The sequence below is a fragment of the Rhizobium indigoferae genome, assembly GCF_034554815.1.
Taxonomy (GTDB): domain Bacteria; phylum Pseudomonadota; class Alphaproteobacteria; order Rhizobiales; family Rhizobiaceae; genus Rhizobium; species Rhizobium leguminosarum.
Window position 1 is genome coordinate 3,630,588 of sequence record NZ_CP140635.1, and the last position, 21,728, is coordinate 3,652,315.

Annotated in this window: 21 protein-coding genes, 1 other RNA gene and 1 pseudogene; 18 read left to right on the plus strand and 5 right to left on the minus strand. The window is 61.7% G+C overall.

What is annotated here, in order from left to right:
* Window positions 1–52 precede the first annotated feature (52 nt).
* Complete coding sequence (locus U5G49_RS18070; protein WP_166480849.1) at window positions 53–1,036, plus strand: NAD-dependent epimerase/dehydratase family protein; 984 nt, start codon at window positions 53–55, stop codon at window positions 1,034–1,036.
* A gap of 123 nt (window positions 1,037–1,159) precedes the next feature.
* Window positions 1,160–1,456, plus strand: a pseudogene (locus U5G49_RS18075) (esterase-like activity of phytase family protein); the annotation flags it as partial.
* Window positions 1,457–1,537: 81 nt separating this feature from the next.
* On the opposite strand, the gene ssrS reads toward U5G49_RS18075, so the two are convergent.
* The 3 genes from ssrS to U5G49_RS18090 form a co-directional block, all read right to left on the minus strand.
* A non-coding RNA gene (gene ssrS / locus U5G49_RS18080) (6S RNA) lies at window positions 1,538–1,696 on the minus strand.
* A 69-nt stretch (window positions 1,697–1,765) separates the two neighbouring features.
* Window positions 1,766–2,143 carry a cell division protein ZapA gene (locus U5G49_RS18085; protein WP_018243466.1) on the minus strand — a complete coding sequence of 126 codons (378 nt, stop codon included), beginning with the start codon at window positions 2,141–2,143 and terminating at the stop codon, window positions 1,766–1,768.
* A 15-nt stretch (window positions 2,144–2,158) separates the two neighbouring features.
* Window positions 2,159–2,434, minus strand: coding sequence for a DUF4164 domain-containing protein (locus tag U5G49_RS18090; protein ID WP_012758879.1), 276 nt, complete (start codon window positions 2,432–2,434; stop codon window positions 2,159–2,161).
* A 333-nt stretch (window positions 2,435–2,767) separates the two neighbouring features.
* Here U5G49_RS18090 and tkt point away from each other — a divergent pair, with 333 nt between their 5' ends.
* From tkt to U5G49_RS18130, 8 genes are all read left to right on the plus strand, one after another.
* On the plus strand, window positions 2,768–4,741 hold the full coding sequence (gene tkt, locus U5G49_RS18095; RefSeq protein WP_113543669.1) for a transketolase: 1,974 nt from the start codon (window positions 2,768–2,770) through the stop codon (window positions 4,739–4,741).
* A gap of 82 nt (window positions 4,742–4,823) precedes the next feature.
* Entirely contained in the window at window positions 4,824–5,834 is a 1,011-nt protein-coding gene (gene gap / locus U5G49_RS18100) for a type I glyceraldehyde-3-phosphate dehydrogenase (protein ID WP_026188518.1), read from the plus strand.
* Between the two features lie 351 nt (window positions 5,835–6,185).
* Window positions 6,186–6,500 carry a hypothetical protein gene (locus U5G49_RS18105; RefSeq protein WP_018243469.1) on the plus strand — a complete coding sequence of 105 codons (315 nt, stop codon included), beginning with the start codon at window positions 6,186–6,188 and terminating at the stop codon, window positions 6,498–6,500.
* A 266-nt stretch (window positions 6,501–6,766) separates the two neighbouring features.
* Window positions 6,767–6,946 (plus strand): hypothetical protein, encoded by a 180-nt coding sequence (locus U5G49_RS18110; RefSeq protein WP_018445937.1) that lies wholly within the window; start codon window positions 6,767–6,769, stop codon window positions 6,944–6,946.
* A gap of 491 nt (window positions 6,947–7,437) precedes the next feature.
* Window positions 7,438–9,312: a potassium/proton antiporter gene (locus U5G49_RS18115; RefSeq protein WP_193444263.1), complete on the plus strand. Its 1,875-nt coding sequence runs from the start codon at window positions 7,438–7,440 to the stop codon at window positions 9,310–9,312.
* A 70-nt stretch (window positions 9,313–9,382) separates the two neighbouring features.
* Window positions 9,383–10,585 (plus strand): phosphoglycerate kinase, encoded by a 1,203-nt coding sequence (locus U5G49_RS18120; protein ID WP_193444264.1) that lies wholly within the window; start codon window positions 9,383–9,385, stop codon window positions 10,583–10,585.
* 224 nt (window positions 10,586–10,809) lie between these two features.
* Entirely contained in the window at window positions 10,810–11,835 is a 1,026-nt protein-coding gene (locus U5G49_RS18125) for a class I fructose-bisphosphate aldolase (RefSeq protein WP_018243473.1), read from the plus strand.
* Window positions 11,836–11,992: 157 nt separating this feature from the next.
* The gene (locus U5G49_RS18130; protein WP_193444265.1) at window positions 11,993–12,916 is read left to right on the plus strand and encodes a PhzF family phenazine biosynthesis protein; all 924 of its coding nucleotides are present in this window, start codon (window positions 11,993–11,995) and stop codon (window positions 12,914–12,916) included.
* 45 nt (window positions 12,917–12,961) lie between these two features.
* Here the strand turns inward: U5G49_RS18130 and U5G49_RS18135 are convergent, their stop codons facing one another.
* Entirely contained in the window at window positions 12,962–13,126 is a 165-nt protein-coding gene (locus tag U5G49_RS18135; RefSeq protein ID WP_018243475.1) for a hypothetical protein, read from the minus strand.
* Between the two features lie 173 nt (window positions 13,127–13,299).
* Between U5G49_RS18135 and U5G49_RS18140 the strand changes: the two genes are divergently transcribed.
* The 3 genes from U5G49_RS18140 (at window position 13,300) to rcdA (ending at window position 15,783) form a co-directional block, all read left to right on the plus strand.
* Entirely contained in the window at window positions 13,300–14,598 is a 1,299-nt protein-coding gene (locus U5G49_RS18140) for an MFS transporter (RefSeq protein WP_018445941.1), read from the plus strand.
* An 86-nt stretch (window positions 14,599–14,684) separates the two neighbouring features.
* A complete protein-coding gene (locus U5G49_RS18145; protein ID WP_018243477.1) occupies window positions 14,685–14,876 on the plus strand; it encodes a DUF1192 domain-containing protein in 192 nt (63 codons plus the stop codon).
* Between the two features lie 391 nt (window positions 14,877–15,267).
* Entirely contained in the window at window positions 15,268–15,783 is a 516-nt protein-coding gene (rcdA, locus tag U5G49_RS18150; protein ID WP_018243478.1) for a protease adaptor protein RcdA, read from the plus strand.
* Window positions 15,784–15,971: 188 nt separating this feature from the next.
* Here the strand turns inward: rcdA and rpmE are convergent, their stop codons facing one another.
* Window positions 15,972–16,193 (minus strand): 50S ribosomal protein L31, encoded by a 222-nt coding sequence (rpmE, locus tag U5G49_RS18155; RefSeq protein ID WP_003542805.1) that lies wholly within the window; start codon window positions 16,191–16,193, stop codon window positions 15,972–15,974.
* Between the two features lie 193 nt (window positions 16,194–16,386).
* Between rpmE and U5G49_RS18160 the strand changes: the two genes are divergently transcribed.
* The 5 genes from U5G49_RS18160 to U5G49_RS18180 all read left to right on the plus strand — a co-directional run bounded on the left by U5G49_RS18160 (window position 16,387) and on the right by U5G49_RS18180 (window position 21,680).
* Window positions 16,387–18,189 carry an ABC transporter transmembrane domain-containing protein gene (locus U5G49_RS18160; RefSeq protein WP_193444266.1) on the plus strand — a complete coding sequence of 601 codons (1,803 nt, stop codon included), beginning with the start codon at window positions 16,387–16,389 and terminating at the stop codon, window positions 18,187–18,189.
* 143 nt (window positions 18,190–18,332) lie between these two features.
* Window positions 18,333–19,325 carry a Bug family tripartite tricarboxylate transporter substrate binding protein gene (locus U5G49_RS18165; RefSeq protein WP_166480846.1) on the plus strand — a complete coding sequence of 331 codons (993 nt, stop codon included), beginning with the start codon at window positions 18,333–18,335 and terminating at the stop codon, window positions 19,323–19,325.
* A gap of 287 nt (window positions 19,326–19,612) precedes the next feature.
* Window positions 19,613–19,801: a YegP family protein gene (locus tag U5G49_RS18170; RefSeq protein WP_017968150.1), complete on the plus strand. Its 189-nt coding sequence runs from the start codon at window positions 19,613–19,615 to the stop codon at window positions 19,799–19,801.
* A 267-nt stretch (window positions 19,802–20,068) separates the two neighbouring features.
* Window positions 20,069–20,407: a YciI family protein gene (locus U5G49_RS18175; protein WP_026188521.1), complete on the plus strand. Its 339-nt coding sequence runs from the start codon at window positions 20,069–20,071 to the stop codon at window positions 20,405–20,407.
* Window positions 20,408–20,414: 7 nt separating this feature from the next.
* Window positions 20,415–21,680 carry an RNA polymerase sigma factor gene (locus U5G49_RS18180; protein WP_193444267.1) on the plus strand — a complete coding sequence of 422 codons (1,266 nt, stop codon included), beginning with the start codon at window positions 20,415–20,417 and terminating at the stop codon, window positions 21,678–21,680.
* Window positions 21,681–21,728: the final 48 nt, after the last annotated feature.

Consider the following 21,728-nt stretch of genomic DNA (forward strand, 5'->3'; position numbering starts at 1 on the left):
GGAAACCTTAGTCTTTATAGCGTCCGCCGCCGAACGGTCAGGAGACGATGTGATGACGATACTGGTGACGGGAAGTGCCGGCCATCTCGGCGAGGCGCTGATGCGAACCCTGCGGGCGGAAAGCCGCTGGGTGCGCGGCATCGATATCAAGCCCTCGGCTTTCACCGATATGGTCGGCTCGATCAGTGATCGCGCCTTCGTCCGGCAGGCGATGTCAGGCATCAGCCACGTCATCCATGCCGCGACGCTGCACAAGCCGCATGTAGCGACCCACGGCAACTACGATTTCCTCGACACCAATATCGCCGGCACTCTGCACCTGCTCGAAGAGGCGACCGCCGCAGGCGTCGCGAGCTTTGTCTTCACCAGCACCACCAGCACCTTCGGCGCGGCATTGACGCCGGTTGCCGGAGAACCGGCGGCATGGGTGACTGAGGACGTGCTTCCCGTCGCAAAAAACATCTACGGCGTAACGAAACTCGCCGCCGAAGGCCTGTGCGAACTCTTTGCCCGCAAATCCGGCCTGCCGGTGGTCATACTCAGGACGTCGCGTTTCTTTCCCGAAAACGACGACGACCCCGCCATTCGCAACAGATATTCGGCGGAGAATGCCCAGGCCAACGAGCTTCTTCACCGCCGCGTCGACATCAGCGATGTGGTCGGCGCCCATCTGCTGGCGCTGGAAAAGGCGCCGGCAATCGGCTTTGGCCGCTACATCGTCTCCGCCACGACGCCGTTTTCGGCGAGCGATCTTGCCGCGATCAGGCATAACGCGCCCCATGTCGTCGAACGGCTGTTCCCGGGTGCAGGCGCCCTCTACGCGTCACGCGGCTGGAAAATGTTTCCGGCGCTCGACCGTGTCTATGTCAACGAACGCGCAAGGCGGGAACTCGGCTGGCAGCCGCGATATGATTTCCGTTTCGTGCTCGATTGCCTGCGCGACGACAGGGAATGGCGAAGCCCCTTGGCACTGGATATCGGCTCCAAAGGCTACCACGACGAAATCTTTGCCGAAGGGCCCTATCCGGTCGGATAGAGCAGCGAGCTGGAATGCGGATAGCCGAAAGCTGAGATCCTCTTCAGCACGACACTTTCACTGAGAAGTAAGTGTCATCCAGATATCATGATCCCGTCATAGACCGTCTGCCGGGGATATGGGGCGACGCTGACACCCTTCATCGACCTCAACGACAAGGCCGAGCTTGCCCGCTTCGGCCTGCACAACGGCGCGCCGAACGACAAGAACAATCTGTCGGAAAAATGGGAAGCCATGGGGCTTGCGAGCGTTCTCGACCCGAACCTGCCGGACGACTACTTCCTGTTCGTCGCCAATGACAATGACTTCTTGACGCAGGATGGTTTCCGGGTGGGTGCAGCCTACAAGGCGGACGGCGGTGCCGACGTCGACACCATGTTCCAGGTCTTTCAGGTCACCCTTCCAGGTCTGAAGAAGTAGTCGCGCACTGACAAGGGCGGACGCGGAAGCCGCGCGTTCGCCCGCCATATCCGGGATCCCGGCCGACGATAAAAGGGAAGGGTGCGATCCACGACCACCGATGGATGTTTACGATCCTGGGTGCCTACAAACGTAGGTGGGCGCCGTGTGTCCAGGCCCACGGGCCTGGCCAGGGACAGCTCCCTTTGGATCGAGTATGGCCCCAGGGATTGTGGTTCCTGTCGAGAGGCGCAGACCGCATGGCGATATATAAGGTTGTTTGCGCTGACGCGCCAGTGGCGACGGAAGGCCGCCCCTATTTAATTGAGATCAATTGAGTTCCGGGGCGGACCGGCCATTCAGCTTGTCGGTGATGCCGCGGATGCGGCTCGACACCTCGCTCAGCGCTGCCGCAAGATTTTCTTCGGTCCGGGCGGTCGCGGCAAGCACCGTATCGCGATTGCCGCGTAGCGACTCGAGCTCGGATTCCAATCCGGCCACGCGGCGCGTCAGCTCGGCAATCTCGTCCACGATCATGATGCCGGCCATGACGGTGATCCTGAGATCACCGATTTCGCCGAACTGGTCCTTGAGATGGCCGACATAGCGGTCGAAACGGGTGGCGAGATCGGTCAGGTGATCCTCCTGCCCTTCCTCGCAGGCCATGCGATAGGCCTTGCCGTCGATCGTTACCGTCACCTGCGCCATGCCAAACTCTTTCTATCAGCGATCCAGAACTGCGCGGATCGTTTCCATCGCCGTCACCAGCCGCCGCGATACTTCGCGATTGACCTCTTCCAGCCGGTTGGCGCGGAATTCGGCCTGATCGAGCTCCTGCGCCAGCCGGGAGCGGTCGGCATGCACGCGCCGCACCTCGCCCTCGATCTCGCCCTGCTCGCGCTGCCGCTCGACGCGCATGTCGACGGCGTTTTCGAGGCTCGAAATCGCCTGTCTCAATTCGTTGAGCGCTGCTTCCATGGTTTTGCCTGTGGGCATCATGTCTTTCCGATTCCCGCGCAGGATCCGCGAATCGGCACGCCGCGCCGATCCTGTGATTTCAAAAGGATATGCAGCTCGCCGACGGCCCGTCAATAAATCCTGTCACTTGTCCGCCAGCCTATCCTGTGGATGAGCGTTTTCCACATGCTCGTCGCATCAAATTCGTCATTTGTACAATCGCGCGATCAAATGTCAAAAATCGCCGCTGCCCGCCCGGATTTGGCCCGCCATTTATTGACTTGCCCGTCCCAACTGCTATGTCTCTGCCGCTTTCACTCGATGGTCTTGGAGGCTCGAGGCCATCCCCCGACACCCGGAACTTGCGGAAAAGCCATGACCTCTCCCGAACAACACGACCGGATGGCGAATGCGATCCGTTTTCTCGCCATGGACGCCGTTGAAAAGGCGAACTCCGGCCACCCGGGCATGCCGATGGGCATGGCTGACGTGGCAACGGTCCTGTTCACCAAATATCTGAAGTTCGATCCGAAGAAGCCGCACTGGCCGAACCGCGATCGCTTCGTGCTGTCGGCCGGCCATGGCTCGATGCTGCTCTACTCGGTGCTGTATCTGACCGGCTATCCTGACATGACGATCGAAGATCTGAAGCAGTTCCGTCAGCTCGGCTCGAAGACCGCCGGCCATCCGGAATATGGTCACGCGACCGGCATCGAAACGACCACCGGTCCGCTCGGCCAGGGTATTGCCAATTCCGTCGGCATGGCGATTGCCGAACGCAAGCTGCGCGAGGAATTCGGCTCCGATCTCCAGGATCACTATACCTATGCGATCTGCGGCGACGGCTGCCTGATGGAGGGCATCAGCCATGAAGCCATCGCGCTCGCCGGCCACCTGAAGCTCAACAAGCTCGTTCTGTTCTGGGACAACAACTCGATCACCATCGACGGCGCCGTGTCGCTGTCGGATTCCACCGATCAGATCGCCCGCTTCAAGGCCGTTCACTGGAACACGATCGAGATCGACGGTCACGATCAGGCCGCCATCGCCGACGCGATCGAAGCTGCCCACAAGTCCGACCGCCCGACCTTCATCGCCTGCAAGACGATCATCGGCTTTGGCGCCCCGAACAAGCAGGGCACCCACAAGGTCCACGGCAACCCGCTCGGCGCCGAGGAAATCGCTGCCACCCGCAAGGCGCTGAACTGGGAAGCCGAAGCCTTCGTCATCCCGTCTGATGTCCTTGACAGCTGGCGTGCAGCCGGCGCCCGCTCCGTCAAGCTCGTCAAGTCCTGGGAAGACGGCCTCGCCAAAGCTCCGGCCAGGGCCGAGTTCACCCGCCGCATGGCAGGCGAGCTGCCGGAAGGCTTCGACGCCGCGATCAGCGCATACAAGAAGAAGCTCGCCGAGACCAAGCCGACGGTTGCGACCCGCAAGGCTTCGGAAGACGCGCTCGAGGTCATCAACGGCTTCCTGCCGGAAACGCTCGGCGGCTCCGCCGACCTGACTCCGTCGAACAACACCAAGACCAGCCAGATGCATTCGATCACCCCGACGGATTTCGCCGGTCGTTACATGCATTGGGGCATCCGCGAGCATGGCATGGCGTCTGCCATGAACGGCATTGCGCTCCATGGCGGCCTCATCCCCTACAGCGGCGGCTTCCTGATCTTCTCGGATTATTGCCGCCCGCCGATCCGCCTTGCGTCGCTGATGGGCATCCGCGTCATTCACGTCCTGACGCATGACTCGATCGGCGTCGGCGAAGACGGCCCGACGCACCAGCCCGTCGAACAGCTCGCCGGTCTGCGCGCCATCCCGAATCTGATGGTCTTCCGTCCGGCCGACGCCACGGAAACGGCGGAATGCTGGCAGATCGCCATCAAGACGCACAACCGTCCTTCAGGCCTTGCTCTGACGCGTCAGAACCTGACGGCGGCTCGCACCGAATACAGCGAGAAGAACCTTTGCGAACAGGGCGCCTATGTGCTCGCCGGCAATGCCGACGCCAAGGTGACGATCTTCGCCTCCGGCTCCGAAGTCGAAATCGCCGTTGCGGCTCGTACGGCACTCGAAGCCAAGGGCGTCACCGTCCGCGTCGTATCGGTTCCCTGCACGGAACTGTTCTTCGAGCAGCCGGAAGCCTATCGCAAGCAAATCCTCGGCAACTCGCCGGTCAAGATTGCCGTCGAAGCCGCCGTTCGCGAAGGCTGGGATGCGTTCATCGGACCGGAAGGCACTTTCATCGGCATGAAGAGCTTCGGCGCTTCCGGCCCGGTCAAGGAAGTCTACAAGCATTTCGGCATCACCGCCGACGCCGTCGTTGCGGCCGCGGAAGCAAAGCTTTAATGAGAGCGCCTTGAGGCGCTCTCCATCTCCTCAATTCCAGGCCCTCACCTATCGGGCCCTACTCTATCGGGAGTGAATGAACATGACAGTCAAGGTTGCCATCAACGGTTTCGGCCGCATCGGCCGCAACGTCCTTCGCGCCATCGTCGAATCCGGCCGCACCGACATCGAAGTCGTCGCCATCAACGATCTCGGCCCGGTTGAAACCAACGCCCACCTGCTGCGCTACGACTCGATCCACGGCCGCTTCCCGGCAACGGTGAAGGTCGAGGGCGACTCGATCATCGTCGGCAACGGCAAGCCGATCAAGGTCACGGCGATCAAGGATCCGGCAACGCTTCCGCACCGCGAACTCGGGGTCGACATCGCGATGGAATGCACCGGCATCTTCACCGCCCGCGACAAGGCTGCCGCCCACCTGACGGCTGGTGCCAAGCGCGTCATCGTCTCGGCGCCCGCCGATGGCGCTGACCTGACGGTTGTCTTCGGCGTCAACCATGACCAGCTCACCAAGGAGCACTTGGTCATCTCCAACGCGTCCTGCACCACCAACTGCCTGGTGCCGGTCGTGAAGGTTCTCGACGACGCCGTCGGCATCGACCACGGCTTCATGACGACCATCCACTCCTACACCGGTGACCAGCCGACGCTCGACACGATGCACAAGGACCTGTATCGCGCCCGCGCGGCCGCCCTTTCCATGATCCCGACCTCGACGGGTGCTGCCAAGGCAGTCGGCCTCGTTCTGCCGCATCTGAAGGGCAAGCTCGACGGCACCTCGATCCGCGTTCCGACCCCGAACGTTTCCGTCGTCGACTTCAAGTTCGTCGCCAAGAAGGCGACCAGCGTTGGCGAAATCAACGAAGCCATCCAGGCTGCTGCAAACGGCAAGCTGAAGGGCATCCTCGGCTACACCGACGAGCCGCTCGTCTCCCGTGACTTCAACCACGACAGCCACTCCTCGATCTTCGCAACCGATCAGACCAAGGTCATGGAAGGCAGCTTCGTGCGCGTCCTGTCCTGGTACGACAACGAGTGGGGCTTCTCCAGCCGCATGTCCGACACGGCAGTCGCTTTCGCCAAGCTCATCTGAGCGCTCTTCAGGCATCGACATGCAAGCGGCCCGGGAAACCGGGCCGCTTTTTGTTGCCATGCCTTCCGAACAAAACCGGCCTTCCCCGCACCAGAGCAACTCCAGGAAAAGTGCGAAGCGGTTTTCCGTCCGGAGTTGCGTAAAAACAAAAAGTTGGAGCGGTTCTGCGCTTCGATGAGAAGCTGAACCGCTCCGGCATCTTTTCGTCCATCGCCCGGATGAGATCTGCTAGAATACATCACCCTGGACATTCGAAATGCCCAGTTTCCTCGCGCATTGGCCACCGGCCAGGCGCGGCCACGCTAATACCGTGCGGCAGCACTGTCGTCCGCATGAAAATGAGAGAGATGGATGGATTACTTTACCGTTGAAATCGCCGGCCGCGCCGTTGCCAGTTTTCGCTCGGAAAATCACGAGGAAGCGACGCATTTCTTCGAGGCGGAAGACTTTCGCGACGATCTGACCATCCTGGAATCCGAAGGCAAGCCCCTGTGGGACCGCAAAGCGGCCCTGAGCTTGCGCAAGGCGACCACCGAGGAAGCAAGCGAAGTCGAGCACGCCTATGAATTCGACGACGATCCCGAACGGACCATCGAGGACGAGTTCGTCGTGTTCCTGGTCCCGGTCGCGGATCTGACCGACGAGGGCGAGGACACAGAAGACTGACCGCCGATCCGCATCTTTTTCCGGTTTCGACGTCATATCGAAGCGACGGGTTCGATATGGCGCCGCCGTTCGCAGGACAGGATGGCGGCGCAGTTGAGGCGGCCTCGGGTTCGAATTCGATAGGCGTCCCTGCGCGAAACCATCGTCGACGAATTCCCTGGCCGCAAGGATGGATCACGGGTTGGCAATCCGCTGGCCAAGCGTGCTAGATTGAGGAAATGCACAGCGCTGCACAATGGCTAAAATGAGCCAAGTGGAGGTGATAAATGGTAGAGGCACAAAAACGCTTGTCCCACACCACCCTCAAACGGCGGCAGCGATTTCACCCCAAGCGGGACGTCAGACCCGCCGTGCTGGCAAAGGCTAATCGTCTGGTCATCTGGGTTGCCGCGTTCATTGGCCTCTCGTTTCTTGCCATCGTCATGCTTCAGGCAGTGTTGGGATAGCAGAGCAAGTGCCGGTCGCTTCCGGCACAAGACGACAGCCGGCTGCTCTCGCTGGGCCGCCGGTATGTCCTACCCGATATCGAAAAATCTCCGCGTTCATTTTCCCAACTCTCCGCATCCGCGCCTGCAATCCATTCGTCCCGTCATTGGACAAGGCAAACGGGCCGCGTGAAAGGAGGAGCGTGTCTTATCCTGTTGCCATTCGCAGATACCGGCAGGAAAAATCCGTGCCTGTCTCTTTTGCCCTGCTCTCGCCTGATTTTCCTATACATTCTTTATAGAGAGTTTCTCCCGTAGCATTCCGTGTCGGTTGGCCGTCCGGCAGCCGTTCAGCAGCATGAAGCAGCATCGCGACGAGGTTAAGCCGCAAGGCCTACCCTTCTCTGACGTTTTGCCGTTTACTGATGGATCGCGCGTGAGGGAGGGTTTGAAATAGGGCGGATCGGCCGGGGCGGCTGTGTTCGCGAAGCAGTCGATGGAAAGGGGTGGGCATGGAAGCGTTCTATATCGTGGTGCTGGTCTCGACGGCGCTCGTGCTTCTTGCCGCTTTTTCGAGCCTGCTAGCCTTCCGTTTCGGCGCCCCCCTGCTGCTGCTCTTCCTGATGATCGGCCTTGCGGCCGGCGTCGATGGCCTCGGCATCGAGTTCAGCAACAATTACCTTGCCTATATTCTCGGTTCCATTGCGCTGGCCGTGATCCTCTTCGATTCCGGCTTTGGCACGCCGATGCAGGCCTTTCGGCTGGCGGCCGTGCCCTCTCTGGCGCTCGCCTCCGTCGGTGTGCTGATCACTGCCTCGCTCTTTGCTTTGGCCGCCATGTGGCTGTTGAATTTCACCTGGCTGGAAGGTCTGCTGCTCGGCTCGATCGTCGCATCGACGGATGCCGCCGCCGTCTTCTTCCTGCTGCGCATCGGCGGCATCAACATCCGCGACAAGGTGCGCTCGACGCTGGAAGTGGAATCCGGCACCAATGATCCGATGGCGATCTTCCTCACCATCGCCCTTGTCGAGGTGCTGGCGAGCGGCGAGCGTTACGCCGGCATCAATATCGGCATGCTCGCCATGTTCGTGCAGCAGATGGGCCTCGGCGTCATTCTCGGCCTGCTCGGCGGCATGATGATCGTGCTGATCGTCAGCAAGCTCGATACCGATCGCGGCCTGACGCCGATCTTCGTGCTGGCGCTCGCTCTTCTCGTCTTCTCCTTCACCGGCGCGGTCGGCGGCAGCGGCTTCCTCGCCGTCTATGTCGCCGGCATCTACGCCGGGAACCGCAAGATGCAGGCGATCGGAACTATCAAACGCTTCCAGGACGGCATGACCTGGTTGGCGCAGATCATCATGTTCCTGGTGCTCGGCCTGCTCGCCACGCCGTCGCAATTTCCTGTCATCATCGTGCCCGCTATCCTGCTCGCTCTGTTCCTGATCTTCGTCGCCCGACCGTTGGCAGTCTGGCTGTCACTGCTTCCTTTCGATTATACCCAGCAGGAAATCGGCTTCGTTGCTTGGGTCGGCCTGCGCGGCGCCGTCTCCATCCTGCTTGCCATCATGCCGATCCTCGGCGGGCTTGAGAACGGCCAGATCTATTTCAACACCGCCTTCATCATCGTGCTGGTCTCGTTGCTTCTCCAGGGCTGGACGATCAAGCCCGTCGCCAAGAAGCTCGGGCTGATCATTCCGCCGCGCATCGGCGCCGTCGACAAGGTCGAGGTCGACCTGCCTGGGGCGGCTAACCACGAGTTGCTCTCCTACCGCGTCATCAAGGATAGCCCGGTGCTGCGCGGCGAGCGTATTCCGCGCTGGGCGACACCCTCGCTCGTCATCCGCGACGGCAAGTCGATGCGCTACCAATATGCCGGGCGGCTGCGCGAGCACGATCTTGTCTACCTCTTCATCGTGCCGAGCTATTCCCGGCTGCTCGACCGTCTCTTCGCCAGCCGGGCGCCGGTGGATGACGACGATGCCGAATTCTTCGGAGCCTTCGCGCTCTCCCCCGCCCGCCCCGCCGCCGATCTCGACGCCGCCTATGGCCCGGGCCTGCTCAACGAATCCGAAAAGGGCCTGACGATCGCCGAATTGATGCGGCAGCGCCTCGGCGGCAAGGCCGATTATGCCGACCGCGTCCGCCTCGGCTCGATCATCCTCATCGTCCGCGATCTCGACGAACACGACCACATCACCTCCATCGGCATGTCGCTCGAAGCAGTCGAACCGGCAATTACGCTGCCGATCTTCATCAATCTCAAGGACATCACCCAGCGCATCCGCGACCGACTGAACGGACGCCGGAACCGGGAAACCAAGGCCTCCGAAAGCACGCCGAAAGCGCCGGCCGGACGCGACGAAGGCACACGCGAAAACGGCCGTTGAACGCCTTGCGTCTCGAATGATCCTTGCTATGTTCGGCGCAACTTTCGCCAACCACGACAGGATCCTCCCCATGCCTTCTTTCAAGACCCTCGACGATCTTTCCGACATCCGCGGCAAGCGCGTTCTCGTCCGCGTCGACCTCAACGTCCCGGTGAAAGACGGCAAGGTCACCGATACGACGCGCATCGAGCGTGTGGCGCCAACGATCCTGGAATTGTCCGAAAAGGGTGCCAAGGTGATCCTGCTGGCTCATTTTGGCCGGCCGAAGGATGGCCCTTCGCCGGAGCTGTCGCTGTCGCTGATCGCCCCTTCCGTCGAGGAAGTGCTTGATCATGCCGTGCTGACGGCCTCCGATTGCATTGGCGAGGCCGCCGCCTCCGCCGTTGCTGCGATGAATGACGGCGATATCCTGCTTCTGGAAAACACCCGCTTCCACAAAGGCGAGGAAAAGAACGACCCCGACTTCACCAAGGCGCTTGCCGCCAACGGCGATATTTATGTCAACGACGCCTTCTCGGCCGCCCACCGCGCCCATGCCTCGACCGAGGGGCTTGCCCACCACCTGCCGGCCTATGCCGGCCGCACCATGCAGGCCGAGCTGGAGGCGCTGGAAAAGGGTCTCGGCGATCCGGCTCGCCCTGTTGTCGCGATCGTCGGCGGCGCCAAGGTCTCCACCAAGATCGACCTCTTGATGAACCTCGTGAAGAAGGTCGATGCGCTCGTCATCGGCGGCGGCATGGCCAATACCTTCATCGCCGCTCGCGGCACCAATGTCGGCAAGTCGCTCTGCGAACATGATCTCGCCGAAACCGCCAAGCAGATCATGATCGAGGCCGCCACCGCCGGCTGCGCCATCATCCTGCCGGAGGATGGCGTGATCGCCCGCGAGTTCAAGGCAGGCGCCGCCAACGAGACGGTCGATATCAACGCCATTCCCGCCGACGCCATGGTGCTCGATGTCGGCCCGAAATCCGTCGAGGCCATTAACGCCTGGATCGAGCGCGCCGCAACCCTGGTCTGGAACGGCCCGCTCGGCGCCTTCGAGATCGAACCCTTCGATGCCGCAACCGTCGCTGCCGCGAAATACGCTGCGGGGCGTACTGCGGCCGTCAAGCTCACCTCCGTTGCCGGCGGCGGCGATACGGTCTCGGCGCTCAACCATGCCGGCGTTGCCGACGATTTCACCTATGTTTCGACCGCCGGCGGCGCCTTCCTCGAATGGATGGAAGGCAAAGAGCTTCCCGGCGTCGCGGTCCTCAACGCTGCAAAATAATCCGCAAGACTGATTTCGCAGATTTTACATGTGGATAGACCGCGGAAGAAAAGAAGCTTCCGCGGTCTTTTGCTCAGAGGACGAAAAAAATCCCAACTTTCAAACGATTGAATTGAATTCAATCGTTTCAATGACTTAGCCTTCCATTTTCCTCCCTATAAACTTCTGTTATCCGCGTTCTATATTCCTGAAGTGCCGATGTTTATTGTTGTGGAGAGAACGAAATGAGCGAACGAGTGGAAGACATTGCAGTGCAGATGGTTACGGGCGGCCGGGGACTGCTCGCCGCCGATGAATCGACCTCCACCATCAAGAAGCGTTTCGACGCGATCAACCTCGAATCGACCGAAACCAGCCGGCGCGACTATCGCGAAATGCTCTTCCGCTCCGACGAAGCGATGAAGAAATATATCTCCGGCGTCATCCTCTTCGAAGAGACCCTGTTCCAGAAGGCCGCGGACGGCACGCCTTTCGTCGATATCATCCGCGCTGCCGGCGCCATTCCCGGCATCAAGGTCGATACCGGCGCCAAGCCGATGGCCAAATATCCCGCTGAAACCATCACCGAAGGCCTCGATGGCCTCGGCGAGCGACTTGCCAGATATTATGAAGCCGGCGCCCGCTTCGCCAAGTGGCGCGGCGTCATCGCCATCTCGTCGACCTTGCCGACCCGCGGTTCCGTCCGCGCCAACGCTCAGGCGCTTGCTCGTTATGCCGCACTTTGCCAGGAGGCCGGGATCGTTCCGATCGTCGAGCCGGAATGCCTGATGGACGGCAAACCGGGCGACCACAATATCGACCGCTGCGCCGAAGTAACCGAGTTCACGCTGCGCATCGTCTTCGAGGAACTCGCCGATGCCCGCGTCAACCTCGAAGGCATGATCCTGAAGCCGAACATGGTGATCGACGGCAAGAACGCCCGCAAGGCCTCGGTCGCGGAAGTTGCCGAACGCACTGTCAAGGTGTTGAAGGCGACCGTTCCATCAGCCGTTCCCGGCATCGCCTTCCTCTCCGGTGGCCAGACGACCGAAGAAGCAACAGCCCACCTTTCGGCGATCAATGCCACCGGCGGCCTGCCCTGGTTCGTCACCTTCTCCTACGGCCGCGCCCTGCAGGACAGCGCGCTCAAGGCCTGGAGCGGCAAGCAGGAAAACGTCGCCGCCGGCCAGCGCGAATTCACCCACCGCGCCGAGATGAACAGCCTCGCTGCCAAGGGTAACTGGAAGAAGGACCTGGAAAAGGCCGCGTGATTATTAACGCTTAGGACTGGGCAGGGGCGGCAAAAGCAGTGTAGCCGCCCCTGCCCCGTCCCTCTCCCCTTCCTCCCATTGTCACGGCGACAAGAAACCGCTTCGTTCCGCGAAAAACCGTGATTACTCATAGCGGCCTGCCACAACAGGAGCCGCCATGAACACCCTCTCCTACGTCACCGTCGATGTTTTCACCTCCACTCGCTTCGAGGGCAATCCGCTTGCCGTCATTTCCGATGCGCGAGGTCTGAGCGATGCGGCGATGCAAAAGATCGCCACCGAGTTCAACTATTCCGAAGTCACATTCGTCCTGCCGCCGGAAGACACTCAGAATTCCGCCCGCGTGCGCATCTTCACGCCGACAATGGAAATACCCTTCGCCGGCCACCCGAACGTCGGCACCGCCTATGTGCTCGGCCAGCAGGCGGAGATCTTCGGCAAGCCGGTCGGCGATACGCTGCGCTTCGAGGAAAAGGCTGGCGTCGTCGAAGTCAGCCTGAAACGCAGCGGCGGAAAGGTTGCTGCTGCCGCCATCCGCGCACCGCAGCCGCTGGCGATCGGCGATATCATTGCCGAGGAAACCGTCGCCGGCTGCGTCTCGCTCGACCCTGGCGTCATCGTCAGCACCACCCATGCCCCGGTCTTCGCCTCGGTCGGCCTGAACTTCGCCATTGCAGAGCTGAACGGGCTCCAAGCGCTGGCCGCCGCCCGCCCGAACCTTGCCGGGTTTCAGGCAGCTGCCGGCCGCCAGGCGACGAGCGGCCACGACTTCTCGCTCTTCCTCTATGTGAGGACAGCCGAAAATCCATGGAATATCCGCGCCCGCATGTTCGCGCCGCTCGATAACGTGCCCGAAGATCCGGCAACGGGCAGCGGGTCTGCGGCGCTTGGCGCCTATCTCGTCTCACTTGCGCCGGAGGCCGATATGAACGCCCGCATCACCATTGAACAGGGCGTCGAAATGGGCCGCCGCAGCGTCATCACCCTTGATGTCGCGAAGTCCGGCGGCATCGTCAGCGATGTCGTCATCTCCGGAGGCTGCGTTTCCGTCATGTGCGGAGAAATAAGCTTGCAGGACTGACGATCCCGGTGGGGTCGTCGCCCCCGGTTATGCGTAATCCAGGGGCTACATCATGAAGTCGCGTGAAAGCAGAGCCACTGCCCAGACGCCGAAAGCGATCAGCGCGATCTTCCAGAAATCCATCCGCCGTCGGAGGCCGGGAAGCCCGAGCGGCTTGATCAGCTGTATCGCCATGGCAAGGATGAGCAGCAAGGCTATCAGCTTTGTCATGCTTTATTTTTTCCGTTTTTCGGAATGTCACAGGACGGACATTTTTCCGCGCGAACAAGAGGATCTCGACACGCCGTAAAGACATTCCGGGGCACAATCAATCATCTTGAGGCTGGGCTGACGCAGGTCCTGCCTTATGTCCATTGCAAATCGCTAAGACCGAGTCTGGGGAAATGAAGAGAAATCTGCTGTCCGTCGCCGCGCTGCTCTTTGGTACGCTCTTCCTTTTCATGGGCAATGGCCTGCAGGGCATCCTGCTTCCTGTGCGCGGCAATCTCGAAGGCTACGCCACGACGACGCTCGGCCTGCTCGGCACGTCATGGGCTGGAGGCTTTGTCATCGGCTGCCTGGTGGCACCGAAATTGGTGCGCCGTGTCGGCCATGTGCGCGCCTTCTCCGGCTTCATCTCGATCATCGCCATCATCGCGCTGGTCAGCGGCATCATCATCCATCCGGTCTGGTGGGTGGTTCTGCGGGCCGTCACAGGCTTCTCCACCGCCGGCACGTCGATGATCATCGAAAGCTGGCTGAACGAGCGCGCCAGCAACGAGAGCCGCGGCGCGATCTTCTCCCTCTATATCGGCATCACACTGCTCGGCGTTGTCGGCGGCCAGATGATGATCCCGCTCGAGGATGTGCGCACGCCGGTGCTGTTCATGATCTGCGGCATCTTCTATTGCATCGCCATGCTGCCGACGACGCTTTCGACCGCCGCTTCGCCGCAGCCGCTGAAGGCGGTGCGCCTCGACCTGCCTGCGCTCTATCGCAACTCGCCGGTCTCCTGCCTCGGCATCCTGCTCGTCGGCATCGCCAATGGTGCCTACGGCACGCTCGGCGCCGTCTTCGGCGCCGGCGCCGGCCTCTCCGACACCAGCATCGCCATCATGATGAGCGCCACCATCTTCGCCGGCGCCGTGATGCAACTGCCGGCCGGCCGGCTTTCCGATCGCATTGACCGGCGCTATGTGCTCGCCGCCATGTCCGGCATCGCCGCCGTTGCGGGCCTGCTGATCTTTCTGCTCCACCCGACGTCCGCCGGCTTGCTGATCGGGCTCGTTGTCCTTTACGGCGCGGTGGCAAATACGCTCTATCCGATCGCCGTTGCCCACGCCAACGACTTCGCGGCGTCGGAGGATTTCGTCAAGGTCTCCGGTGGCCTGCTACTGCTCTACGGCATCGGCACGGTGATCGGCCCGACGATCGGCGGCCCGGTCATGTCGGCGATCACCCCACATGCGCTTTTCCTCGTCACCGCCATCGCCCATGTGCTGATCACCGTCTACGCCATCATCAGAAGCCGGATCCGCGCCGCCGTCCCGGCCAGCGACCGCGACGCCTACACGACGATCCCGACCGGCACCTCGCCGATGCTGACACCGCAAAGCATGTCGCTTGCCGATCGCGGCACCGGCAAATCTCCTGAAACCGGAAAGTCTCCCGAAAGCGGCGATCCTGCGGTAAAGTTCGGCTAGAGCCATTCCAGCAAAAAGTGCGCGGCGGTTTTGCGTCCGGAATTGCGTGGAAAAACTATAGAGCATTGGCAAACGGAGGACGAACCATGAGCTTCATCGATGATGACCGGCCGCAGAAGAAAGTCGCCCACGAGATCGGCGCCGATCTCTCCATGCTTTCGGTCGACGAGTTGAAGGCGCGGGTGGAATTGCTGAAGACGGAGATCGCCCGTCTCGAGGCCGAGGCCGGTCGCAAGGCCTCCGGGCGGCAGGCGGCGGAAAGCTTCTTCCGCTCGTAATCCGCTAAAAACCCCAAAAAACAAGGCTATAGGCGGATAAAATTACCCGCCTCAAGTCTTAATTCGGCACAATGTTAATAAAATATTAAGCTTTATAAGATATTACTATATTCATCCGGATTTTCTCTGGATCTCAGACAGTTTTCCAAGCGGTGAATTGGTCTGATTTTTCTCCCTGTTTTACCTTGAGAGCCGCGTTTGCGGCTCTTCTTTTTCCTATGGCCGGCGCACTTCCACGAAACTGTGGAGATTAACCCTTTCTTAAGAAACGGCTTGCGCATTTGGGCTAATGATACCATCTTAAAGTCATAAAGACCCGGCCTGGAAACTTTTCCGTCGGTGCCGGCGTTACCTGAATATATGTAGCTGCGTGCAAACAGGGACTATTGCGATGTCGGAAGTTGGGTTGAACACGATCAGTTTTGCAGGCCGCGCCGCTGCATCCTCGCAGTTCAAGGCACTTTACGCGGAAGGCATGTCGCTGGTCGAAGAGACTGCCGCCTACCTCGACGGCCAGGGCCGCGCCGCCTCCAAGGTTCTGCCGCGGATGGCCTCGGTTCTCTACGCCGCGGAATCGATGCGCCTGACCACCCGCCTGATGCAGATGGCCTCCTGGCTGCTGTTGCAGCGCGCCGTCAACAATGGCGAAATGTCCCGTGACCAAGTGCTCGCTGAGAAGAACAAGGTTCGCCTCGACGGCTTCAACGTCGACCGCGCCGCACCCGGCTGGGGTGACCTGCCGGAATCCTTCCGCGACCTCGTCGAACGCTCGCTGCGTCTGCAGAACCGTATCGCCCTGCTCGATCGCGAGATCTACCGCCCGTCCGAAGCGGTGATCATTCATGATAATCAGAACAGCGTCCAGGCCCAGCTTTCCCTGCTGCAGACCGCCTTCGGCAACAACTGACCGATCCGCAAGAATTCGATACAAACCGGCTGCATCTTACGCGGCCGGTTTTTTGTTTGCCGCTGAACACCACCATTCCGACAGCGTCCTTGGCGCGTCTGAAAAGACGCGCGGCGCTGTAAGCCATTGCAAACGCAAAAAAGCCCGGCGAAACCGGGCTCTCTTCGAATTCCATCGAGCAAAAGCGATTAGAGGCCGAGACCGCCGAAACGCTTGTTGAACTTGGAGACGCGGCCACCGCGGTCCATGAGCTGCTGGTTGCCGCCGGTCCAGGCCGGATGCGACTTGGAATCGATCTCGAGGTTCATGACAGCGCCCTCCGAACCCCAGGTCGAGCGGGTTTCGTATTCGGTGCCATCGGTCATGACTACCTTGATCATGTGATATTCGGGATGGATGCCTGCCTTCATAACAATCTTCCTGCGATACCGGAGTTCAATTTGCCGCATGCAGTTGCGGCCAACGAACCGATTGAATAAATGAAGCCGCAGTCGTGATGGCTACGGCTTCCCATTAGGATGCGGTGCCTATACATGAAGGACGCCTAGATAACAAGAGCCTACAGGCCGCATTGCGCGGGTCCTGCGGGCGATCGGAGACGATTTGGCAGAGCAGGCACGGGCTGAGGAAAACAAAAGGCGGTCGCTACAGCCGCTCGGCAGGCTGACGCCCTACGTCATGCGTTATCGCGGCATGGTGGCCGGTGCGCTGATGTCGCTGGCGCTTGCCGCGATCACTTCGCTGGCGCTGCCGCTCGCCGTGCGTCGCATGATCGATCACGGCTTCACCCAGTCGGACGGCCGCTTCATCAACAGCTACTTCGCCATGCTGATGGTCATGGCCGTCGTGCTCGCGGTCGCAAGCGCGCTGCGTTATTATTTCGTCATCACCATCGGCGAGCGCATCGTCGCCGATCTTCGCCGCGATGTCTTTTCCCATGTGACGAGGCTGTCGCCCTCCTTCTTCGACGTCAACCAGTCCGGCGAGATCGTCTCGCGCCTGACCGCCGATACGACACAGATCAAGTCGGCCGTCGGCGCCACCGCCTCGGTGGCGCTCAGGAACCTCATCCTCTGTATTGGCGCCATGGGCATGATGATCGTCACCTCGCCGAAGCTTTCGAGCCTCGTCATCGGAGCGATCCCGCTGATTGTCTTCCCGCTCGTCGCCTTCGGCCGCTCGGTGCGCAAACGTTCGCGCGCCGCCCAGGATACGCTCGCCGATGCCTCCGCCTTCGCCAACGAGACGATCGCCGCGACCCGCACCGTCCAGGCCTTCAACGGCGAGGATGCAGCAGCGACGCGTTACGGCACCGCCGTCGAATCCGCCTACGAGGCCGCCCGCGCCGCGATCCGCTCGCGCGCGCTGCTGACGGGGATCGCCATCACGCTGATCTTCGGCAGCGTCGTCGCCGTGCTCTGGGTCGGCGCCCATAGCGTGCTTGCTGGCACGCTCTCGGCCGGCACGCTCGGCCAGTTCCTGCTCTATGCCGTCATCTCCGCCGGGTCGCTGGGCGCGCTGTCGGAGGTCTGGGGCGAACTTTCGCAGGCAGCCGGTGCTGCCGACCGGCTGACCGAACTTCTCGACGAAGTCTCGCCGATCACAGCCCCCGCCAGCCCGCAGGCTCTTCCTTCGCCCAGCCGTGGTCGCGTCGAATTTTCCGGTGTGCATTTCGCCTATCCCTCGCGCCCCGGAAAATCGGCACTGCATGGCTTAAGCTTCGCCATCACGCCAGGCGAGACGGTCGCCATCGTCGGCCCTTCCGGTGCCGGCAAGAGCACCGTCTTTTCGCTATTGCTGCGCTTCTACGATCCGCAGCAGGGCAGCGTGACGATCGATGGCGTCGACGCGCAGCTGACGACGCCCGACGAACTGCGCCAGCGCATCGCCATCGTGCCGCAGGATGTCACCATCTTTGCCGCCTCGATCCATGACAACATCGCCTTCGGCCGCCGCGGCGCCTCGCGTGACGAGGTCCGCGCCGCAGCCCTTGCCGCGCAGGCCGACGAATTCATCGCCCGGCTGGACCAGGGTTACGAGACCGAGGTCGGCGAACGCGGCATCATGCTCTCCGGCGGCCAGCGCCAGCGCATCGCCATTGCCCGCGCCATCCTGAAGAACGCCTCCGTGCTGCTGCTCGACGAAGCGACCTCAGCGCTTGACGCCGAAAGCGAGACGCTGGTGCAGAAGGCGCTCGACGGCCTGGTGGACGGCCGCACGACGCTCGTTATCGCCCATCGCCTGGCAACCGTGCTGAAGGCCGACCGCATTCTCGTCATGGATCAGGGCCGCGTCGTCGAGGAGGGCACGCATCAGAGCCTGATCCGCCATGGCGGCATCTATGCCCGGCTGGCGCGACTGCAATTCGACGCCGCCAACGAGGATGTGCTCGCTGCGGCGAAATAGCCGGCGCGCACTTCTCCCACCAACAACGACTAAAGTCTGAACCCGCTGCGCCTCCCCGCAGTTGTCTTTCGCGCGTTCTGCCCTAACCTCTTCATTCCCCGGGGTGGGGATATGGCTGCTGAAATCCTTGGGAGGAGATAGGAATGGCACTTTCCGATATGACGCGACGTACGGGCCTTGCGCTCGGTTTCGGTGTGCTTGCGGCCCTTGCCGTCGGTGCGTCTGCCACTGCTGCGGATTTTCCCGATCGCGCGATCACCATGGTCGTGCCCTTCGCGGCCGGCGGCTCGACCGATGTCGTCGCCCGCATCGTCGCGCAGAAGATGTCAGAGGATCTCGGCCAGCAGGTGATCGTCCAGAACGTCGCCGGCGCCGGCGGCAATCTCGGCGCCGGTAACGTCGCCCGCGCCGAACCGGACGGTTACACCATCCTGATGGGCACGGTGGCGACCCACGCCCTCAATCCGCTGATCCTCAAATCGACCCCCTACGATCCCGAGAAGGATTTCGCGCCGATCTCGCTGCTCGTCGTCGTGCCGAATGTGCTGGTCGTCAATCCGGAATTGCCGGCGAAGACCGTGCAGGAGCTGATCGCCCTGCTGAAAGCCGAGCCCGATAAATACAGCTACGCCTCATCGGGCAACGGCACGCCGCTGCATCTTTCCGGAGAGCTCTTCAAGTCCATGGCCGGCGTCAGCATGCAGCACATTCCCTATAAAGGCGCCGGCCCGGCATTGAACGACGTCATCGGCAACCAGGTGCCAATCATGTTCGACAACCTGCCCTCGTCGTCGAGCCACATCAAGGCTGGCACCCTGCGGGCGCTGGCGGTGACCACGGCCGAGCGCGCGCCCTCCTTCCCCGATGTGCCCACGATCGCCGAGTCAGGCATTCCAGGTTACGAGACCTATACCTGGAACGCGCTTTTCGCCCCTGCCAAGACGCCGAACGAAGCGGTGATACGCCTCAACGCCTCGGCTAAAAAGGCGCTTGCCGACCCTGCCGTCGCTGAACGCATGAAGGAATTCAGCGCCACCATCGTCGGCTCGACGCCGGAGGAACTCGCCACCCATGTGAAGGCCGAACTCGCCAAATGGGGACCGGTCGTCAAGGGCGCCAACATCCAGATGGAGTGATGCCGGAGCACGATGCCGAAAAGTGTGAGCGGTTTTCGGACGACATCATGCTCTCACTATTTAACTTAGAACAGGATTCAGAGTTTAGGCCGACCCGGCCTAAAATCATCCTGTTCTCGGGGCATAGCCGCTGGCGCCCTCATTCGCTTGCGTCCAATGGAAACGGTGACAATTGGACGCTAAGCAACCCAATCCTGATTAAGGCAGTGGAAAAGCTCGCCATTTTGATCTAGCCTCCGCTAAGCTGATGGTTGCAATTCAGCGTTTTGGGATTTCGGGAGACATCTATGTATAAATTCGAAGTCTATAAGGATAAGGCCGGCGAGTTCCGCTTCCGCTTCAAGGCATCGAACGGGGAAGCTATGTTCTCGTCTGAGGGCTACAAGGCGAAGGCGTCCGCCATGAGTGCCATCGAATCCATCAAGAAGAACACGCCAAGCGCCGAGGTCGTCGACCAGACGAAGGCCGAGTCCTGAGCAGACCGGCAGCGGCGGCGTGATTGCCGCCCTGCCCTTTCGCACCCTTGAGCAGCGCCGGCGCCCTTGAGCCCGGCCCGCTTGCGATTTTCGGTGCCCTTTTTCTTTTTCGCATATTTTTTTGAAAGCCATGTCGAAACGACCGGTGGTCGCGCCTCATTGTTTCGGAACGGCCGCGCCGCTCCGCCGGGCTTGACGATTTTCGGGATCTCGATCCCCGCTATCGGCATGCCCAGATCAACGCAACAACGAGATCAGGAGTTTTCCATGCAATATGCTCTCATCATTCGCGAGGCCGCCGAGGATTTCGCCCGCCGCGGCGATCCCGCTTATCGCGACGGCTGGGTCGCCTACAGCAAGGCGCTCGCTCAGGCAGGGATCATGACCGGCGGCGCCGGGCTGACAGGCCCGGAAACCGGCACGATCGTGCGCCGCAAAGGCGAGGAACACGATGTTCAGGACGGGCCTTATCCGGAAGGCAAGGAACAGCTCGGCGGCTTCTATCTGATCGACGTCCCCGACATCGATACAGCACTCGAATGGGCGACCCGCGTCCCGATCTCCGACAAGGGTTCGGTCGAGGTGCGTCCGCGCTTGCAGATGTGAGGCGGTAATGCCGCCCGATGCCGGACGCGCTGCCGAAAAGGTGGCGCGTCAGTCCTACGGCAAGCTGATCGCCTTCCTCACCGCCCGCTCGCGCGACGTGGCGGCAGCAGAGGACGCATTGTCGGAAGCGCTGGCTTCGGCGCTTCGCGTCTGGCCGGAGCGCGGCATTCCCGGCAATCCGGAAGCCTGGCTGCTGGTTGCCGCCCGCCGCAATCTCATGCAGGCGGCCCGCCATCGCACTGTCGAGGCCAATGCGCAAACGACGATATCGATCGCCTTTGAGGAGGCGGAGGAACGCATGAACGAGGCCGGCAACGCCATCTTTCCCGATGAGCGGCTGAAGCTGCTCTTCGCCTGCACCCATCCCGCCATCGACCGCTCCGTGCATACGGCGCTGATGCTGCAGACCGTTCTCGGCATCGAGGCAAAGACTATCGCGCGGACCTTCGTCGTCTCACCTGAGGCGATGAGCCAGCGGCTGGTGCGGGCCAAGGTAAAGATCCGCGATGCCGGCATTCCCTTCGCCGTCCCGCCTCGCCCCACCTTGCCGGAGCGGCTTGCAGCGGTGCTCTCGGCGATCTACGCGGCTTACGGTCTCGGCTGGGACGGTCTCGACGGAGAGGACGAACACCCTTCACTTGCCGGTGAGGCGATCTGGCTCGGCCGCGCGCTTCTGGCGGTGCTGCCGGACGAACCGGAAGCGGTCGGGCTGCTCTCCTTGATGCTTCATTGCGAAGCTCGCCGCAGCGCCCGGCGCGACGGTAGCGGCCGATATGTGCCGCTGGACGAGCAGGATATGGCCGCGTGGAACGCGATCATGATTGCCGAGGCGGATGCACTGTTGCGCAAGGCCGGCGGCTTCGACCGTTTCGGCCCCTTCCAGTGTCAGGCGGCGATCCAGTCCGTGCATGCGGCGCGCCGGCTGTCAGGTACGACCGACTGGCAGGCGCTGACGACACTCTACGCGGCGCTGGTGATGATGACGCCGACGCTGGGTGCACGCGTCAGCCAAGCTGCGGTGATCAGCAGGGCCTTGAGCGCCGCTGCCGGGCTGGAAGGGCTCGACCGGCTCGATCCGCGCGACGTCGCAAGCTACCAGCCCTACTGGGCCGTGCGTGCCTTTCTCCTGACCCAGGCCGGCGATGATACCGCGGCAGCCGATGCCTATATGACAGCGATCGGCCTCAGCGACAGCCCCGCCGTGCGCGATTTCCTCGCCGGCCGCCTGAAGGGCGCGCAGCAGGGAATGTCGGGCCACTGCATAATTCCCTAAATCGGAATCGATTTAGGGAATTATGCAGCAATTCAAAGTGTTACAGCG

Excerpts from the sequence above, each read along its gene's own strand:
- U5G49_RS18175 (WP_026188521.1), top strand. The coding sequence starts at position 20,069 with ATGCAATATGCTCTCATCATTCGCGAGGCCGCCGAGGATTTCGCCCGC.
- U5G49_RS18115 (WP_193444263.1), top strand. The coding sequence starts at position 7,438 with ATGGAAGCGTTCTATATCGTGGTGCTGGTCTCGACGGCGCTCGTGCTT.
- U5G49_RS18180 (WP_193444267.1), top strand. The coding sequence starts at position 20,415 with ATGCCGCCCGATGCCGGACGCGCTGCCGAAAAGGTGGCGCGTCAGTCC.
- U5G49_RS18120 (WP_193444264.1), top strand. The coding sequence starts at position 9,383 with ATGCCTTCTTTCAAGACCCTCGACGATCTTTCCGACATCCGCGGCAAG.
- U5G49_RS18130 (WP_193444265.1), top strand. The coding sequence starts at position 11,993 with ATGAACACCCTCTCCTACGTCACCGTCGATGTTTTCACCTCCACTCGC.
- U5G49_RS18135 (WP_018243475.1), bottom strand. The coding sequence starts at position 13,126 with ATGACAAAGCTGATAGCCTTGCTGCTCATCCTTGCCATGGCGATACAG.
- U5G49_RS18105 (WP_018243469.1), top strand. The coding sequence starts at position 6,186 with ATGGATTACTTTACCGTTGAAATCGCCGGCCGCGCCGTTGCCAGTTTT.
- tkt (WP_113543669.1), top strand. The coding sequence starts at position 2,768 with ATGACCTCTCCCGAACAACACGACCGGATGGCGAATGCGATCCGTTTT.
- U5G49_RS18125 (WP_018243473.1), top strand. The coding sequence starts at position 10,810 with ATGAGCGAACGAGTGGAAGACATTGCAGTGCAGATGGTTACGGGCGGC.
- rcdA (WP_018243478.1), top strand. The coding sequence starts at position 15,268 with ATGTCGGAAGTTGGGTTGAACACGATCAGTTTTGCAGGCCGCGCCGCT.
- U5G49_RS18110 (WP_018445937.1), top strand. The coding sequence starts at position 6,767 with ATGGTAGAGGCACAAAAACGCTTGTCCCACACCACCCTCAAACGGCGG.
- gap (WP_026188518.1), top strand. The coding sequence starts at position 4,824 with ATGACAGTCAAGGTTGCCATCAACGGTTTCGGCCGCATCGGCCGCAAC.
- U5G49_RS18140 (WP_018445941.1), top strand. The coding sequence starts at position 13,300 with ATGAAGAGAAATCTGCTGTCCGTCGCCGCGCTGCTCTTTGGTACGCTC.
- U5G49_RS18165 (WP_166480846.1), top strand. The coding sequence starts at position 18,333 with ATGGCACTTTCCGATATGACGCGACGTACGGGCCTTGCGCTCGGTTTC.
- U5G49_RS18145 (WP_018243477.1), top strand. The coding sequence starts at position 14,685 with ATGAGCTTCATCGATGATGACCGGCCGCAGAAGAAAGTCGCCCACGAG.
- rpmE (WP_003542805.1), bottom strand. The coding sequence starts at position 16,193 with ATGAAGGCAGGCATCCATCCCGAATATCACATGATCAAGGTAGTCATG.
- U5G49_RS18170 (WP_017968150.1), top strand. The coding sequence starts at position 19,613 with ATGTATAAATTCGAAGTCTATAAGGATAAGGCCGGCGAGTTCCGCTTC.
- U5G49_RS18085 (WP_018243466.1), bottom strand. The coding sequence starts at position 2,143 with ATGGCGCAGGTGACGGTAACGATCGACGGCAAGGCCTATCGCATGGCC.
- U5G49_RS18090 (WP_012758879.1), bottom strand. The coding sequence starts at position 2,434 with ATGATGCCCACAGGCAAAACCATGGAAGCAGCGCTCAACGAATTGAGA.
- U5G49_RS18070 (WP_166480849.1), top strand. The coding sequence starts at position 53 with ATGACGATACTGGTGACGGGAAGTGCCGGCCATCTCGGCGAGGCGCTG.